The organism is Paenibacillus wulumuqiensis, from assembly GCF_000971965.1.
GTDB lineage: Bacteria > Bacillota > Bacilli > Paenibacillales > Paenibacillaceae > Saccharibacillus > Saccharibacillus wulumuqiensis.
This window is the reverse complement of the sequence record NZ_LAQP01000001.1, coordinates 101,447-118,795: the sequence shown is the minus strand read 5'-3', so window position 1 is coordinate 118,795 and position 17,349 is coordinate 101,447. Positions and strand designations below refer to the sequence as shown.

The following is a 17,349-nucleotide window of genomic DNA, read 5'->3' as shown; positions in this document are numbered from 1 at the left end:
CATATTTATTGTACAGATTGGTGGATTACATAGACAGGGTGAATCGGCAATCTCTATAACAGCGGATAACAGGAATCGGACGGCGGATGGCTCACCTGCACCAAGCAGCGTTCCCGGTATTCGGTTGGTGTACAGCCGCTGTACTTTTTGAACAGTCTGCTAAAGTACTTTACATCTTCATAGCCGATCTGTCCGGCGATTTCAGCTACTTTGGCCGAGGAGATGGTGAGCAGTTCAGCCGCATATTCCATTCTCCGTTTCCCTACCCAGTCACTGTAGGTGAGACCGGTCTCTTTTTTGAAAATTTCACTCAGATGGCTGGCATGCAGATGCACATGCCGGGCAGCGGCGGCGAGGCTGATATCTCCGCCGAGATTTTCTTCGATGTACAGCAGCGCTTTTTGCACATGCATGCGCGGCCCTTCACCGCAGCGGGTATGATAAAACCGCGAGATCCGGTGCAGCTGCTGGAACAGTTCTTCCTTCATGTATTCACCCGACTGCCAGACGATACTGCCAGCAGGTTCGACAGGTGAGGTGGCAGCTGCGGCGGTATACATGCTGCTCATCGCACGTTCCAGCCAGCGATTCGCACTGAGCAGCACGGACTGCAGCGCACTTTGAACCGACTGCGGAGTAGCTTCTTCTTGATAGATCAAGTGATCCATCCAGCGGTCTACCCAGCCTCTCAGCGCAATCGTATCTTCTCTCAGCAGAATCGAAGCCAGCAGTCGCTCTTCCTCATGGCTGCAGACCGTCTGACCACCCTGGCGACCGGCAATCTGTTCATAACTCCATACGGTAGAACCCGGCAGCAGCGGATAATAATTGCAGGCTTCCAGCGCTTCCCGATAGGATGCATGCAGCTGCGTGGTTAACTGTACCGACCGACTCAGCGCAGCGGTAACCCTGCATTTGAGCAGATGCTCCATACGCCGGGTCATACTTTGCCAGTCATGCAAATGATCCGTTCCGGCTGCCGGCATACAGGTGAGTACAACGATGCGCTGCTGATGTATACAAGCCGGGAGTCCCAGCATATCCTGCAGCATATTGTGGATGGCGAACAGCAGCAGTGCATGATGGGCTGTATCCTGCCCCCATCCTTCGGCCTGCAGAATAACGATCTGCCAGCGTTCCGTCTCGGCCGAACTCCAGCTATACGGAATATGAAGCGTATGGGCATGGTGGGAAGTATCGGGAATCCTCTGGACTGTACCCTGATGCAGCTGCAGCAGCTGCCCGAACCAGTCTTCATCCATATCCGCATTTTGCTTATCCGTTCCTTCAATAATCCAGCGGCGGAACAGCTGCTCGGCAGTCTGCTGATGAATCTCCCGTTCGTGATGGCGGGTCGACAGCCGCTGCTCGATACTGCGCTTGACCCCAAGGACCGTTTTGATAATTTCTTCCGGTGGGCTTGTTTTGAGCAGGTAATCCGCCACATGCTGACGGATCGCCTGCTGGGCATAGCTAAAGTCATCATAGCCGGATAAAATAATGATCTCCAGCTCCGGTAAAAGTATCCGCGCTTCCTCTGCCAGTTCCAGTCCGGTCTTGCCGGTCATGCGAATATCCGTCAGCAGAATATGAGGCTGTTCCCGTACCATACGCTCCAATGCTTCTTCTGCCGATCCGGCGGGCTCCAGCAGTTCAAGCCCCAGTTCATGCCAGGGAATTACCGAAGCCAGCCCTGTACGAATAATCACTTCATCATCCACAATCAAGATTCTCACGGTATCCCTCCTTCAGTGGAATCGCAAATGATACTTTGGTTCCAGCCTGCGGACGACTCTCGATATGCAGACAGGCTTCCTTGCCATAATGCAGCAGCAGCCGTTCATTGACATTGCGCAATCCATATCCGCCATCCGATTCGGTGCGCTGGGGTCCTTCTGCAGAATGTATCGTCCGGCTCAGCATGTCACGCAGCTGATACAGCAGGTCCGGTTCTATACCTGTGCCATCGTCCAGCACCATGAACCGGATCCAGCCGCCTTCCTGCTCCAGATGAATGGTGATTGTACCCGGTCCTTCCTTTTTCTGAATGCCATGGATAAGCGCATTTTCCACCAAGGGCTGCAGCAGCAGCTTGAGCATCGTATGACTGTAAAGACGCTGGTCCACCGCCCAGCTCATCCGTACTTTATCCGGAAAGCGGATTTCCTGTACCTGCATATAGTTGCGAATATGGTTCAGCTCCTGCTCGACCGAGCAGTAATCTTTGCCCTGATTCAGACTCAGCCTAAGAAAATCACTAAGTCCCTGCACCATCGCTCCAATTTTCTTTTCCCCTGACATCAGGGCAATCCAGTGAATGGAAGAGAGCGTATTATACATGAAATGAGGATGTATCTGCGCCTCCAGCGCCCGCAGATCGGCTTCTTTCTTGCGGGCTTCATTGCGGATCAGCTGCTGTTTGAGCTGCGCAATATGAGCGCCGAACCGGTGATAGCTTCGGCTGAGCCTGCCAATCTCATCATGTGATTCAATCGGAAAAGCCGGCAGCGGGTAGGCCGGATCACTGTGATAGAGCAGCCGGGTCAGATGACGCAGAGGCTGAACGACGCGGCTGACAACGAGCCAAATCAGTACTGCACTGACCAGCACTGATACGAGCACGACGATAAGCGTCAACTGCAGAATGAAGCGGTTCTGCGCCGTATACTGATCCGAAGGAATCATCATGACCAGCGTCCAGCCGCTCTCGCGATTATGCTGGTACATCACGGTCTGCTCCGCTTCTCCCTCCCCGTAGGATAGCGAACCGTCCGCTCGATGTCCGGACCGAACTATCTGCCGCATTAACCCGGAATAATCGTTATCCAGCGGCATCGACAGCTTTGACTTGTCGTTGGTGGATAGAATATGTCCCTGATCATTAACCAGCCATACCTGTCCCTGCCCGTCTCCGATTCTCGGCAGCACCGACCAGTACTGGGCCAGTACCTTTTCATTGAGACTGATGGAGAGCCAGCCGAGCGGCCGATAATCATGCGTGCTGCGCAGCGGGCGGATAAACGTAATGACCGGCTGCCGACCGGAAGCGTTCTCCACCTCGTAGACACCTGTCCACTGCTTATGCTTCACTTCATTGATATTCACCTGGGTAGACAGCTCCGAATGGTACAGGGAAGATGTCGATAAGGTGCTGTTCAGCCGCGGCGCATAGATCGTAATATCGGCAATGTATTTTTTGGAGGCGGCCAGATTGGTAAGTAGTCCGATAATTTCACTACGGATCAAGCTGTCTTCCTGTGGACTGCTCATGTAACGCTGAATTTCCCGCTGGCTGATCATGAACAGCGATACATTTTCCACATCCTGAATCATAAATGCCAGATTATTATTCATCTGTGTCAGCGTGTCCATGCCTGACAGCCGGGCTTTGTCTTCTGTAATATGTGTAGAAATCGCAAAAGCAAAAACGCCGAGCAGCAGCAGCGGCACAATCATGGACAGTATGATGATGACAGACAGCTTGCGCTGTAGTGATGACTGCATCCAACGTCTCATTATGATTCCTCCCTGCCTGATGATGCTCGGCTGTTGTATATAAGTTTGTATATCGATGATTGTTTGGTATGTCGGTTATTTAATATATCGATTTCCTATTTAATGCCGCATTATCCTTTTACCGCTCCGGCAGTCATTCCTTTCATTACCTGTTCCTGAAATACCAGGTACAAAATAATCGTCGGCAGTACGGACAGTACCATCGCTGCCAGCGTCAGTCCATAATCGGTCTGATAACCGTCCGAGAAATTGGCGATACTGAGCGGAAGCGTTTTCAGACTTGTTTTGCTAATAAAGACCAGCGCAAACGAAAAGTCATTCCATGCATGCAAGAAACTCAGTATGGTAACGGTCGATAGCGCCGGCAGGGACATCGGCAGAATAATCCGGAAAAACAATCCCCACAACCCTGTCCCATCGATAAAGGAAGCTTCCTCAATCTCGCGTGGAAAAGACATCAAGTACGCGGATAGTACGAAAATCGCTGTCGGCAGGGCAAATGCCGTATACGGCAAAATGAGTGCCCAGTACGTATTCAACAGCGATATCTGCTTCATCAGAATAAACAGCGGCACCAGTGTGCTGTGAATCGGGATCAGCATCCCGACGACAAAGAAAGCAAATACCGCGCCTTTGAGCCGGAATTGAAAGCGGGCCAGAATAAAAGAAGCCAGCGCTCCAATAAATAAAGTCAATACGAGCGAACCGATCGATACGATCAATGAATTGGCAAATGCGGTGTCCAGCTTGGCCGTCTCCCACGCCTGGCTGAAGTTCGCCACATTCCACTGGGCCGGCAATCCAAACGGATGGCTGTAAAAGTCTTCATTGCTTTTGAATGCACTCACAATCAGCCAGAAAAACGGATACAAGGTAAAAATACCATAAACCATCAGAATCGTCCAAAAAATAATATGTTTTCCTCTACCAAGCAGAATCGATATTCCCGATGCCTGGCGATGAGAACCGGCTGTCGCTGTCTGATTCATCACATGCCCTCCTTCCGGATACGTTTTCTGTTTGCTGCTAACAAGCCTACTTCACTCCATCTGCCTGTACGATTTGCAGATCGATCAGGAACTCCGGCTTTTTCTGCTGGTTAGCCACTGGCTCGTTCCGATCAGCAGCAGACTGATCAGCACAATCATCGTCGAGATCGCACTGCCATATCCATAACGATACGAGGTAAACGTCGAATTATACATGTAGGTAGCCAGCAGTTCTGTCGCATGTGCCGGACCTCCGCGGGTCATAATATATACCAGATCAAATGATTTCAGACTGCCCGAGATGCACAGAATGATCGCCACCTGCACAGTCGTCCAGATGATCGGCAGCGAGATATACGCCAGCCGCCGCCAGCCAATCGCTCCATCCAGCTCGGCGGCATCATGAATCTCACCCGGTATATTTTGCAGTGCCGAACTGAAAATGATCAGATACAATCCGACAAAGCTCCAGATCAGCGGCGGAATCAGTGAGTAAACCGCGATCCCTGCATCCGACAGCCAGTTCAGCTTCCAGCCGGACAGCCCGATCGCATCCAGCAGAAAATTCAAAATCCCGATCTGCGGATGATAAATATACTGCCACACCATACCGATGACGACAGTGGACATGACCATCGGCAGGAAAATCGCCGAACGCAGAAATCGCTGCATCCACGTATTTTTGTGTAAAATAACTGCCAGTGCCAGCGCAATCGGCACCTGACCGAACACGGCCGCCAGCACGAAAATGATATTGTTTTTTAGCGAACGCCAGAATGTAGAATCCTGAATAATCTCCGCATAGTTGGCCAGGCCGATATACTGCTTGTCCCCGAATCCGGACCAGTTAAAAAATCCGTAATACGCCGACCAGACGACCGGCACAAATACAAACAGACCATAGATCAGCAGCGCCGGTGCCAATCCGAACATAATAAACTTGCGGCTGCTCATCGCATTCATAGCACCACTCCTCTCCTGTCAATCCGAGCCTGCTGCCGACAAAAGTTACTTGCCCAGCGCTCCTGCCTGTGCATTCTGAATCTTGGCAGCAATGTCCTGCGGGCTGCCGCCCATCATCAGTTCCTGCAGACCGTTGTTGGTTACTTCGACAGCTGCCGAGCTGAGCTTGGAATCATACACCGGACTGATTTTCGTTTTCTGGATCAGATCATACAGCTCCACGAACAGCGGATGGGCTTTGCTCTTGTCCAGATCCAGTTTGTAACTGACGAGTGTACTACTGTCGAGTGTAGCTTGCTGACCCTCGGGACCGGAAAGGGCATACAGCAGCTCCAGCGCCGCTTCCTTTTGCTTGCCTTCAAGCTTTTTGTTCATCCCCATCCCGGTGCCGACTACACCTGCCGTCGATTGAGCTTCGCCTTTGCCGCCAGGTAGAGGTGGAAGGATCGTCACATGCGTCTGATCCAGCACTTCAGCGGGGGCATTATTCACCAGGTTCGCCAGCGCCCAGCCTCCGTTAATGACCATGGCACTTTTGCCCTGGAAATAAAGCTGCATCATCTGCGTCTCATCGATACTGTCGAATCCGCTCTGAAAAGCGTTCGCTTTGCCAAGATCCTGCATGACCGTTAATGCTTGTACAAACTGCGGATCGGTAAAGGATGCACCATTTTGCTCGGCTGCCTTGAGGAACCAGTCCGTTCCGGTTACCCGGTCACCAATCGTACTGAAAATGGTAGACTGGGCAACCCAGTTGGCTTTGTTACCAAGTGCAATCGGAATCACACCGTTCTGGTTAAACGTATCAATTGCCTTCATCAGCTCATCCCATGTCTCCGGCACTTTAACATTGTACTGATCAAAAATTGCCTGATTGTAAAAGAGCAATGATGATGGCGCCAGATTCATCGGCACCGAGTAAATCTGCTCGTTCACCGTATATCCATCCAGTGCATTTGGGATAAAATTGTTTTTCCATTCCGGCTTGCTGTCCAGATATTCATTGATCGGCTGAATCAGATCGCCTTTGACAAATTCCTTGGTCATGGCATCCGGCCACATGACGAACAGATCCGGCATCTCGTCTGCGGCCGCCGCGGTGCGCAGGCGGGTCTTCAAACCATCCGTAGGCAGCGGCTCGTCCTCCAGTTCAATCTCCGGGTGAGCCGTACGGAAATCATCCAGCAGCTTGCGCATGGCGATTGATTTGGCATCCTGTCCGGTCCAGTTGTGCCATACAGTCAGTGAGACCGGGTCTCCTTCGGTACCGGCTCCCTGTGCATCCTCTCCTCCTCCGCAGCCCGATAGCAGCAGCGCCAGTAATAGAATGGACATCATTAATGCAGTGATTTTTCTCATCATGCTCCTCCTCTGATGGTTGGAATATTCACAGTTTAATGGAAACGCTATCATTTTATAAGGTGAATCTGTTCGGTATGAGGGTAGACGATCATCGGGTATACATAAAGTTTAGCGTCAGCAATAAAAAAAGCCATCCGGCTGCACTTATTGTGCTCTGCCGGATGGCCTGATCTTCTTTATCCTGCTTTACAGTCTCATACAGGTTTACAGTCTCCTATACAAACTGAATCCTATACTGTATACGAAGCTATAGCATTTATACCTTGTATTGTGTACTTTATATTCTGTACTTCATTCTTCCTACCTTCGCCCGCGCTTGCGTATCTTGCCCGAACCAAAACTGGATTTGGGTGCGCTGCCCCGTGACGGAGAGAAAAATCCGCCATCCGAGCGGCTCGAGGAACCCCCACGATTGATTGTACCGCTGGAATAGGGCGAACCGCGGCTTGGCGTATTGCTGTCGTACTGGGATCTTTTGGACGTCGACGAGTTGCCCCGTTTGAAAATGGACCCCGATTTGTTCACTGTCATCGGCGGCGCCTGCTGGATATCCTGCATAGTCGGCTTTTTGTACTGTGTCTGCGGCGGATAGACTTTTTGGCTCGCGTAGCCGCGGTAATGACCACCGCCATACCCGCCGTATCCACCAAATCCGCCCAGCGAACCGAACAGCTGATTAATCAGGGTTGCGGTCAGATAACCCTGCAAAAAGCTGGAGTCATAGTTGCGACGTACATATTCTTTGGAATCGACTTCAATAATCGTATCTTCCGGTTTGTTCGGGTCCTGCTGCACCTGAATCAGCTCGTTCTCATAGACGAGAAACATCCGCTTCGGGTCTTCCACCGACATATTCTGCGGGGTACGCTGATCGGAAAGCTGCTCGGCCACTATCGGTACCGTTTGACCGGCTGCCCGGTAGACGTACGAGGTGGAATCGCCATCTCTGCTGACCGACTCCAGCGGATAATTCAGCTTGGAGTTGTTCGAGCCGATTCCACAGCCGGAGAGCAGCGAAGTCACCAGGCTGAGCACAAGTATAATTTTGACAAGCCATGATGCACGTGATTTCATTGGGTTTCGCTCCTAACTGGCACGGATGACACGAACATCCCCGTTAAGTACAGATTCACCTTCATACAGTGTAAATCGCCCGCCCTGCCACTCGATCCGCAGCAGCTTGCGGTCATCCGACTGGTACTGCCATACATGCTGCTCGCCGTTCTGTACTCCCGGCAGCACCGGTGTACGTCCGTTGGCCAGCACACTGCCATGATACTGTTCATCCATGTAGTAGTCTGTTCCATCCATCTCGATATGTGTAGGCACTTCATTCGGATTCTCCAGGCCACCATCGATCGGCTGGTACAATGAATACCGCAGTTTTTCCTGAAGTTCCACGTGAAGGTACATTATATTCGTTCCATCCTGCAGGGTCAGCATGACCGCATTGCGTGCGCGGTTACGGGCCGTTCCGACGACCTCATATGTAACCAGCGAGACTTCACAGATATCTCCTGTCTGCAGATCCAGCGGTCCCTTTTCCGGCTTTGGAGGCTCCGGCTTGGAGACCAGATTCGTAATTCGTTTCCATAATCCCATAACCTGTTACTTCCTTTCCTTGTCCAGCATGTCTATCCTTAAATTTAAAGCGAAGCCGAGATGATCAATGCGCCTACCAGCTGCAGTGCGCCGCCAAGCAGACCGTGACCGATCATGCCCTGACGTGTTCCTTCATCCAGATCCAGGTCTGCTATTTTTTTGAGCAGCAGACGGGCGACCTGCTCCAGAACAAGCAGAATCACAAAGGAAACTATGGAGACAAGCACCGCCTCCCACAGGCTCCATGACGTATTGATCGATACCGACAGAATATATCCCTGTGCAAACAGCTTCATCGCCAGTCGGATCGCTACTGCCGTATTGCCCGCTTTGATCTCGGCGATATCCTTATATTTGGTAAAAAACGAATCCAGATACATCAGCGCAAACAGCACCACTGCTCCTACGCCTGTCCATACCAGAATCTGCAATACAATATCCCAGCTCATCATTAGCCATCCTCCACTGATTTAGCATCATCAATTATTGAAACGTATACACCTATTATTCTGCTGAACTGCCGATTTGCACGAAACAAAAACGAAGGAAGAACTGAATGTACTGTTCTTGCCTTCGTTTCGATCCTGCATTTCGTTTCTTACATCAGACAGTTCCTGACTGACCCAAAAGAATGGATCAGGATTTATTTTCGTACTGCTTCATCAGGGCTGCCAGTTCATCTTCAACCTCTTTATTTGTACCCAGCGCATTGATCTCATCGTCGAGTGATTTGCCTTTGTTGTTCATCTCGTTGCTGGCTTCCGCTCTGGCTTCCATCTGCAGCATTTTCTCTTCCATACGGCTGAGACCGGCAGTAGCGGAATCTGCGCTGAATCCGTTCATCGTTTTGTTAATTTCAGTCTGGGCTTTGGCTGCATTGTAACGGGCAACCAGCGTTTCGCGTTTGTTTTTCATATCGTTCAGCTGTTTACGCATTTCATCCAGCTTGCCGCGCAGGTTATCGGCTGCCGCTTTATTCTGGTCATAATTGGCTTTGTATTCATCACGCTTAGCTTCAGCGTTTTTCTTTTCTTCCAGTGCACGGCGGGCCAGATCCACATTCTGGTTCTGGGCGGCAATATGTGCCTGTTCCTCACGCTTTTTCACCAGTGCATCCTGTTCTTCATACAGCTGCTTGAAGCGCTTCTCAATCGCAATCTGGGAAGCAACAGCCTTCTCGGCATCTTCCAGATCGGCTGCCATATCACGAATATACTGGTCAGTCATTTTGATTGGATCTTCTGCCTTCTCGATCAGGGCGTATACATTGGACAGAGTAAGATCACGCAGACGTTTGAAAATAGACATAAATTAGTTCCCTCCACTTGAATAATAATATAATTATCGTAATACGGTATAGCCGCTGCTGCAAGTATAACTGCAGAAAGCGTGGTTACTAACAGGTATTACGAAGAAATATACATAAGGTTTCAAAGCGGTAGCAGTTCGTTCATTCTCCGATGCTGATCCGTTTATTGTATCAATAACCCATATCAGGCTTTTATACGCAGCTTGCTATGCATCTTCCTTGTCAAAACAGTAAATTTTATATGCAAAAAGCCCCACCGACGAAGCGGCAGGGCCAATATCAATTATGGAATTGTAACAGGTGTGGCCGCGGATTACATCGATTTGGTCAGCGTGATGGAACCGTCGGTGTTGTTCCATTTTACATCCCAGCCGAGCAGCTCGGTAATCGAGCGCAGCGGAACGAGGGTTCTGCCATCTTTGTTTACCATGGCATTTGCGGACAGCTTCATATTTTTGCCATTGACTACAACGGTGTCTTTGTCGATCCAGAATTTCATCGTATCGGAACCGGCCATTACGGTAACTTCGTTAGCTGATTTGTTCCAGCTTACTTTGGCACCGATGCCTTCGCCCAGGTAACGCAGCGGAATATACGTTGTACCGTTCATTACCATCGGTTCGGTATCCATCATCGTTGTTTTGTTATTGATCTTCAGGGAACTGCTGTTCAGCTTCATCCAGATAGTCATCATGCTGCTGTCCGAAGCGGCTGGCATGGAAGCCTGCGGCTGCTCTGCAGATGGCTGTGGAGCGGCTGGCTGTGCTGTTGATGGAGTGGCAGGCTGAGCAGCAGCCATGAACTTATCCGGGTTCTGTTTGACGATGGCTCCACCCAATGCTTCGCCGATGCCAAACATCGCTTTGTAGCCTTCACGGTCGGCCTGATAGGCAGCTGCATAGTTTTTGGCAGCATAGTTGTCAATCACTTTTTGTACCTGGTCTTCATGGGTCATCAATGCCTGTTCAGCGGCTGTCGCCGGCAGGTTATTTGCTGTTGCTGTGCCGAGGAAAGCGGCGAATTCCTTGGTGAAATCGGTAATACGACTTTTCACCATATCCAGTGCGGGCTTGTCGCCTTTTTTGAGAGCATCGACATAATCGCTCTGGGCTTTGATGTGGTTGGTTACCCAGATTTTCTCAAACTGGTCGGCTCCGGCATTGCCATAGATGGAAGCGATCGCTGCTTTGAAATCGGCCGTGTTGCCGGCTTCGGCATCAATCAGTGCCTGGGAGTCGGCTTTGCCGTCATACTGCTTTTGCATTTGCAGTACAGACAAGGCAAAATGCTCTGCTGCCAGATGATTCAGTGCGGAACGCAGATCGGCAGCCGGTGTGTCCACCGTTGTATTTTCGAACATGGATGGATTCTGGGATACGATCGCGCCGGACAATGCCTTGCTGATCGTGAACATCGTATTCAGACCTTCACGGTATTCGGTATAGGCGCCCTTGTAATCACCAGCTACATATTTCTCGAATACATCCTGTACTTCATCTTCATGCAATCGGATAGCCTGTTCGGCTGCCTGCTCGGGAAGCTTGCCGCCGGTCGCTTTGGACAGGAATTCCGCGAATTCATCGACAAATCCCTGTACATTGGCTTCCGCCTGCTTGACGGCTTCCTGGTTGTTCATTTTGGTCGCTTTGACCAGGTCATCTGTGTATTTGTTGTGCGCACGGAAAATACGTCCAAACTCGACAGCCGCTTGTTTGCCGTAGATTGATTCGATCGCAGGCTGCATATCGACTGCATTCTGGTCGAGTGCATCGTAGGCTTCCTTGGCATCCGGCGCGCCTTCATACGCTTTGGTCATTGCAGTGACAGCCAGTGCAAAATGTTCGGATAACAGATAATCCAGTCCTGCACGTAAATCAGCTGCTTTGGTACTTACGGTAGGTGTCATCGCTGAGGCGGATGTATTGTCTGCTGCGAATGCTCCTGCTGCCGGGACGAGCAGGGATAACGATAGTACGGGTGCGATAATTCTTTTCATCTTCATAAATAAACTCCTTTGTAAGTTGGATTGGTGTTGACCATTCTTACTCCTATCAACGCGAGGAGATTATTTCTGGATCACTTTATTTTTAAAATTTTATTCATTGCCTGTTGAATCAAATTGCAAAATGAGCCAAGATTATGATAATAGCAGGCTTTGCGGTGGTACAAATTATCTGCCATCCCGTCAAAATAAAATGAATATCGATAGTCAACAAATGCAGTAAAAAAGCCATTATTTCCTAATAGATAGAAAATAATGGCTTTTATTACTTTTGTATTTTAGTTCTCTGCTTAATGACGATATCCGCGCAGATACTGCACAGGTACATCCACTTCTGCATGCAGCGCTTTGGATGCATGAACAGCCCAGTATGGGTCACGCAGCATCGCGCGTCCGATTGCTACCAGATCGGCCTGATCTTTTTCCAGTACCTGCTCGGCATCTTCGTATTCATCCAGAATACCGACAGCGATAACCGGCATATCCAGCGCCTGCTTAAGCTGGGCGGCCAGTTCCACCTGATAACCGGGGCCTACCTTCATACCGCCGGAACCTACAGGGCCTTCACCACCGGAGGACACGTGCATAATATCTACACCGGCATCACGATAGCGGCGGCAGACTTCGGTAATATAGTCCACATCATAGCCGCCATCCACGTATTCACGGGCAGAGACGCGCATAATGACCGGCATGTCTGCAGGTACAACTTCACGCACCGCCTGAACGACCCGCTCACCGAACAGCGGCAGATCCTGACCGTATTCATCTTCGCGCTGATTGACGAGCGGCGAATGGAACTGATGGATCAGGTAACCGTGGGCACCGTGAATCTCTACCGTATCAAAGCCTGCTTCGACCGCGCGACGCGCCCCTTCACGGTAAGCGATGATCATCTCTTCCACTTCGGCCGTTGTCAGTGCACGCGGCTCTTTGTAACCTTCACCATCGTAACGTACGGCGGATGGAGCTACCGGAGGATTGGCATCTTCTGCTTTGCGGCCGGCATGACCGAGCTGGATACCAATTTTGGTTCCATAGCTGTGTACAGCGTCTACAATCTGGCGGTAAGCCGGAATGAAGCGATCATCCCAGATGCCGGTATCCTGATCGGTAATGCGTCCATCCGGGTGTACGGCTGTCATTTCCACAATGATCAGACCGGTGCCGCCAACAGCGCGGCTAATATAATGAACATGGTGCCAATCATTCGGCATGCCATCCTTGGTATCTACAGAATACTGACACATCGGCGGCATGACGACACGATTTTTAAGCTCCAGGTTTTTGAGTTTGTACGGGGTAAATAATTTGGCCATCATCAATTCCTCCAATAGAAGATATATGTTATGCAACTAAATCAACAGTTATGATTATATAGCATATTACGAAATATAACAAAATTTTCACAGGAAAAGTTATCCGACACACAGCAGAATGAATATTATCCCCTCTCTTCTGTACCCATCTGCCGGGCACTGTACTCATTTATGAATATGCTAAAAGACAGAAAATGAATTGTTCTATCGCTTATTCATTTATGCAGGGAAATATGCACTCTTATATAGAAAAGCAATAACTTGATGCTTACCTGATATGCTTTTGCTCATCCATTCATCTGTCTGTTTGTCTCAAAGTATACAAAAAAGCATATGACCTCCAGTAGTTATTATTCGACCGGAGATCATATGCTCTGCTGTATATCTGGGCAATTCACCACTATTTGCTTTGACCTATCACCTGTTATTTCATATATTATGCTCTGCCTATTGGATGCAAAAATAATATATGCCGGGCTGCTCTATACGAGCGCACCGGCATATGATTTGCATGTTATAGTACTTTGCTCAGGAAATCCTGGGTACGCGGGTGACTCGGAGCGCCAAATACCTGCTCCGGAGGTCCCTGTTCCACGATCTGGCCGCCGTCCATAAAGATGATGCGATCGCCCACTTCACGGGCAAAGCCCATCTCATGCGTCACGATCACCATCGTCATGCCCTCATGAGCGAGCTTCTGCATAACTTCCAGCACTTCCCCGACCATCTCGGGATCGAGCGCCGAAGTCGGCTCATCGAACAGCATCACATGCGGCTGCATCGCCAGCGCACGCGCAATCGCGATACGCTGCTTTTGTCCGCCGGACAGCTGGTTTGGATACGTATCTCGTTTGTCTTCCAGACCTACCGTGTGCAGCAGTTCCATGGCGATCTTTTCCGCTTCTGCCGGGCTGGTCTTTTTGACCTTGATGGGAGCGAGCGTCAGATTCTGCAGGATCGTTTTGTGCGGAAACAGATTAAAATGCTGGAACACCATACCCATCTTTTTGCGGGCATTATCGATATCATATTTACGCTGGGTGATCAACTCATCTTCGAAATAAATCTCCCCGGCGGTAGGCTGCTCCAGCAGATTCAGGCAGCGCAGGAATGTACTTTTGCCCGAGCCGCTCGGTCCAATGACCACGACTACCTCACCTTTAGCGATATCGACATCGATTCCGGTCAGCACTTCATTTTTACCAAATGACTTTTTGAGTCCTTTAACGTTTATCACTTACACTCCATCTCCTTTCCAGCATTCCAAGCAGCTTGGAAAGCACAAACGTCATGATAAAGTAAATGGCTGCCGCGATCAGCAGCGGGTTGAGCGCCGAATAGGTAATGCTTCGTACGGCCTGCGCCTGGAACATCAGATCGGCGACCCCGATAAAGGAGACAATCGACGACTCCTTAATAATAACGACAAATTCATTACCGATAGCAGGGAGTACACTTTTGACCGCCTGTGGAATAATGATGCTGCGCATCGTCATCCCGTGGGACATTCCGAGTGAACGTGCCGCCTCCATCTGCCCACGATCCACACCCTGAATACCGGCACGGAAAATCTCCGCCAGATAGGCCGAGCTGTTAATGGATAGAGTAATAATACCCGATTCCAGTACGGTAAATTCAATATGAAACGTCTGGGCGATACCATAGTGGATAATTAACAGCTGTACGAGCATCGGTGTACCGCGCAGAATCTCTGTATAAGTCACTGCGATCCAGCGCAGCACTCCCATATTCGACAGGCGGAACAGGGAAATGACCAGACCGATCAGGAAGCCGAACAATACTCCGGCTGCAGACAGCAGCAGGGTGTACTGAATCCCTTTGGCATAGTACTGACGGTAATCCCAGAAGATAGTGAAAATATTGTTGGACTTTTGCTGTTCACCGGAGTTCAGTGCGGTTGCGTCCTGAACGAACTTTTTCACCTGATCGCCCTGCTTCAACTGGGCGAGCGTACCATTGATATGACCGAGCAGCTCGACATTGCCTTTTTTCACGGCAATTGCCATCTCGGTATCACTATCAGGAATGGTAGCAGATGTAATTGCCAGATCCGAATGGTTGGCTACCTGTCCTTCAGCGACAGGTCCTTCCATAACGGCAGCATCCACACGACCGGACTCCAGAGACAATACGATGTCCGCGATGCGGTCTACCGAAGTCAGTTTGGCACCTTTGATATCCTTGGCAATGCCTTCCTGGATCGAGCCTTTCTGTACACCGATCGACGCGCCCTGCAGGCTGTCTACAGATGTATATTTATCCTTGTCTTCCACACGGGTCATGATGACCTGGCGGGAAATGTAATACGATTCGGAAAAATCGACATTTTGACGACGTTCTTCTGTCGGCGTCATACCGGAGATGATCATATCGATCCGGCCGCTGTCCAGTGCCGGCAGCAGACTGTCAAATGGAATGTCCTGAATTTGCAAGGTAGCTCCCATATCCGCAGCGATCCGCTTGGCAATCTCTACATCCGACCCGACAATCTGGTCCTTGCCATCTATATTTTTGTGAAATTCGTATGGCGGAAAGTCTGCGCTCAGACCGACCGTGATTACGTTCTGGTTGTCCTGTGCCGCAGAAGCCAGCGGAATCACTGTAAAGAACAACATGAGCATGCTCAGGCAGCATGCAAACCATGGTTTTAGTGCTTTCAACCTTCTATCTCCTTTACTCTGTCAAATTAATTTGGTGTTTCCAAGTGTATTTTATGCCTTACTCGCATATCACTCAACCGGGTTATTATAAATGAAATTGTATGATTATTCAATCATTTTATGTACATTACATTCATATTCATAAGATAACGGTTTCATATATAGGTTGGCTGCATGCTATACTCAGATTATAGCCAACATGGCATATTGATCCGGTATAATGAATGATGCCCCCGAGTCGGTTCTCCTGCCATTTGACGGATGACCCTTGTTGGTGCAAGCTATACCATTATACATAAAAGGAGTATACATCCATGAACCCTACCCAACTCAAACCCAGAATCAGCGAGCATATCCAGCAGCACGCCGAAGCTTTCAAAGCCGTCTCCACCTATATTGGGCAGAATCCCGAACTCGGGAATGAAGAATACAAAGCTTCCGCCCGGCTCAAGCAGGAACTGGAGTCGCACGGATTCCGGATCGAAGCTCCCATCCTCGGAATCGAGACCGCATTTATTGCTACGTATACGTCTGCCAAGCCTGGCCCGGTCGCTGCCTTTATGTGTGAATATGATGCACTGCCCGAGATCGGTCATGCCTGCGGCCACCATCTCATCTGCATGATGAGCGCAGGCGCAGCGATTGGTCTCAAGTCGGTTATCGACGAGATCGGCGGTACGATACGTGTCTATGGCACACCCGCCGAAGAAACGCGCGGTGCCAAAGTACCGATGGCAGCGGCCGGTCTGTTCGATGACTGTGACTTTGCCATGATGGCCCATCCTTATTATGCGTACGAAGAATCGGGAATATCGCTGGCGATGGATGCGCTGCAATTTGAATACTTCGGCAAATCCGCGCATGCCGCAGCCAGTCCGCAGCATGGTATCAATGCACTGGATGCCATTTTGCAGCTGTTTAACGGCATCAATGCGATGCGCCAGCAGACACGCAGCGATACACGCATCCACGGTATTATCAATCATGGCGGCGTCGCAGCCAATGTGATTCCGGATTATGCTTCTGCCCAGTTCTATATCCGTTCCGGCAGCCGCAGCTATACGAATGAACTGGTGGAAAGGGTCAAGCAGGTCGCCCAGGGCGCAGCCATGCAGACCGGATGCCGTCTGGAAATCTCCAACTATGAGTATTCCTATGATGAGCTGGTGACCAACCAGGCACTATCCGAGACATTTACTCACAATCTGCTTAATCATGGAATCCGCCGGGAAGATATCCATTCCGGCAAAGATGCAGGTTCACTGGATCTGGGCAATGTATCGGTACGCTGTCCGGCGATTCATCCGTATGTGCAGATCACGAATGAGAAGCATGAGTTGCACAGTATCGGCTTCCGCGACAAAGCCCAAGAGCCGCAGGCGCTGGAAGCGATGGTATTCGCCGCCACCCTGCTCGCCGAGACCGCATTTGACGTGATCACCCAGCCCGAACTGTTGGCACGCATCCGGGCGGAATTTGAGTCCAAAGTAACTGCTTCAGTATAGTGGGCGTCGTATAATAAACTAATAGTGATCAAAGTAAGATATCCTGCTTTGCACAAATTACTTTATCTTGTAACTGCATTGTAACTGTCACACGCTAATGA

General features: G+C 50.1%; 14 protein-coding genes. 1 reads left to right on the top strand and 13 read right to left on the bottom strand.

The features are described 5' to 3' along the window. Positions 1-53: 53 nt before the first annotated feature. The 13 genes from WH45_RS08760 to WH45_RS08700 form a co-directional block, all read right to left on the bottom strand. Positions 54-1,736, bottom strand: coding sequence for a helix-turn-helix domain-containing protein (locus WH45_RS08760; RefSeq protein WP_046214009.1), 1,683 nt, complete (start codon positions 1,734-1,736; stop codon positions 54-56). Continuing rightward, a complete protein-coding gene (locus WH45_RS08755; protein ID WP_046214008.1) occupies positions 1,714-3,516 on the bottom strand; it encodes a cache domain-containing sensor histidine kinase in 1,803 nt (600 codons plus the stop codon). Before WH45_RS08755 ends, WH45_RS08760 begins: the two co-directional genes overlap by 23 nt. Positions 3,517-3,626: 110 nt before the next feature. After that, positions 3,627-4,505, bottom strand: coding sequence for a carbohydrate ABC transporter permease (locus WH45_RS08750; protein ID WP_052723690.1), 879 nt, complete (start codon positions 4,503-4,505; stop codon positions 3,627-3,629). An 84-nt stretch (positions 4,506-4,589) separates the two neighbouring features. Continuing rightward, positions 4,590-5,468, bottom strand: a complete 879-nt coding sequence (locus WH45_RS08745) for a carbohydrate ABC transporter permease (protein WP_046214007.1) — start codon at positions 5,466-5,468, stop codon at positions 4,590-4,592. 45 nt (positions 5,469-5,513) lie between these two features. Next, positions 5,514-6,827 carry an extracellular solute-binding protein gene (locus WH45_RS08740; protein ID WP_082096632.1) on the bottom strand — a complete coding sequence of 438 codons (1,314 nt, stop codon included), beginning with the start codon at positions 6,825-6,827 and terminating at the stop codon, positions 5,514-5,516. A gap of 303 nt (positions 6,828-7,130) precedes the next feature. After that, positions 7,131-7,904: a DUF4247 domain-containing protein gene (locus WH45_RS08735; RefSeq protein WP_046214005.1), complete on the bottom strand. Its 774-nt coding sequence runs from the start codon at positions 7,902-7,904 to the stop codon at positions 7,131-7,133. Positions 7,905-7,916: 12 nt separating this feature from the next. After that, positions 7,917-8,432, bottom strand: a complete 516-nt coding sequence (locus WH45_RS08730) for a DUF4178 domain-containing protein (protein WP_046214004.1) — start codon at positions 8,430-8,432, stop codon at positions 7,917-7,919. Between the two features lie 44 nt (positions 8,433-8,476). Beyond that, the gene (locus WH45_RS08725) at positions 8,477-8,881 is read right to left on the bottom strand and encodes a DUF350 domain-containing protein (RefSeq protein ID WP_046214570.1); all 405 of its coding nucleotides are present in this window, start codon (positions 8,879-8,881) and stop codon (positions 8,477-8,479) included. A gap of 187 nt (positions 8,882-9,068) precedes the next feature. Further along, positions 9,069-9,740 carry a PspA/IM30 family protein gene (locus WH45_RS08720; RefSeq protein ID WP_046214003.1) on the bottom strand — a complete coding sequence of 224 codons (672 nt, stop codon included), beginning with the start codon at positions 9,738-9,740 and terminating at the stop codon, positions 9,069-9,071. A gap of 314 nt (positions 9,741-10,054) precedes the next feature. Then, complete coding sequence (locus WH45_RS08715) at positions 10,055-11,743, bottom strand: copper amine oxidase N-terminal domain-containing protein (protein WP_046214002.1); 1,689 nt, start codon at positions 11,741-11,743, stop codon at positions 10,055-10,057. 290 nt (positions 11,744-12,033) lie between these two features. Continuing rightward, entirely contained in the window at positions 12,034-13,062 is a 1,029-nt protein-coding gene (locus tag WH45_RS08710) for an NADH:flavin oxidoreductase/NADH oxidase (protein WP_046214001.1), read from the bottom strand. Between the two features lie 514 nt (positions 13,063-13,576). Continuing rightward, a complete protein-coding gene (locus WH45_RS08705) occupies positions 13,577-14,299 on the bottom strand; it encodes an amino acid ABC transporter ATP-binding protein (RefSeq protein WP_046214000.1) in 723 nt (240 codons plus the stop codon). Further along, positions 14,286-15,743 (bottom strand): ABC transporter substrate-binding protein/permease, encoded by a 1,458-nt coding sequence (locus WH45_RS08700; RefSeq protein ID WP_407668020.1) that lies wholly within the window; start codon positions 15,741-15,743, stop codon positions 14,286-14,288. The genes WH45_RS08705 and WH45_RS08700 overlap by 14 nt, the downstream gene beginning before the upstream one ends. Positions 15,744-16,057: 314 nt before the next feature. Between WH45_RS08700 and WH45_RS08695 the strand changes: the two genes are divergently transcribed. Beyond that, complete coding sequence (locus tag WH45_RS08695; protein ID WP_046213999.1) at positions 16,058-17,248, top strand: M20 family metallopeptidase; 1,191 nt, start codon at positions 16,058-16,060, stop codon at positions 17,246-17,248. Positions 17,249-17,349 lie beyond the last annotated feature (101 nt).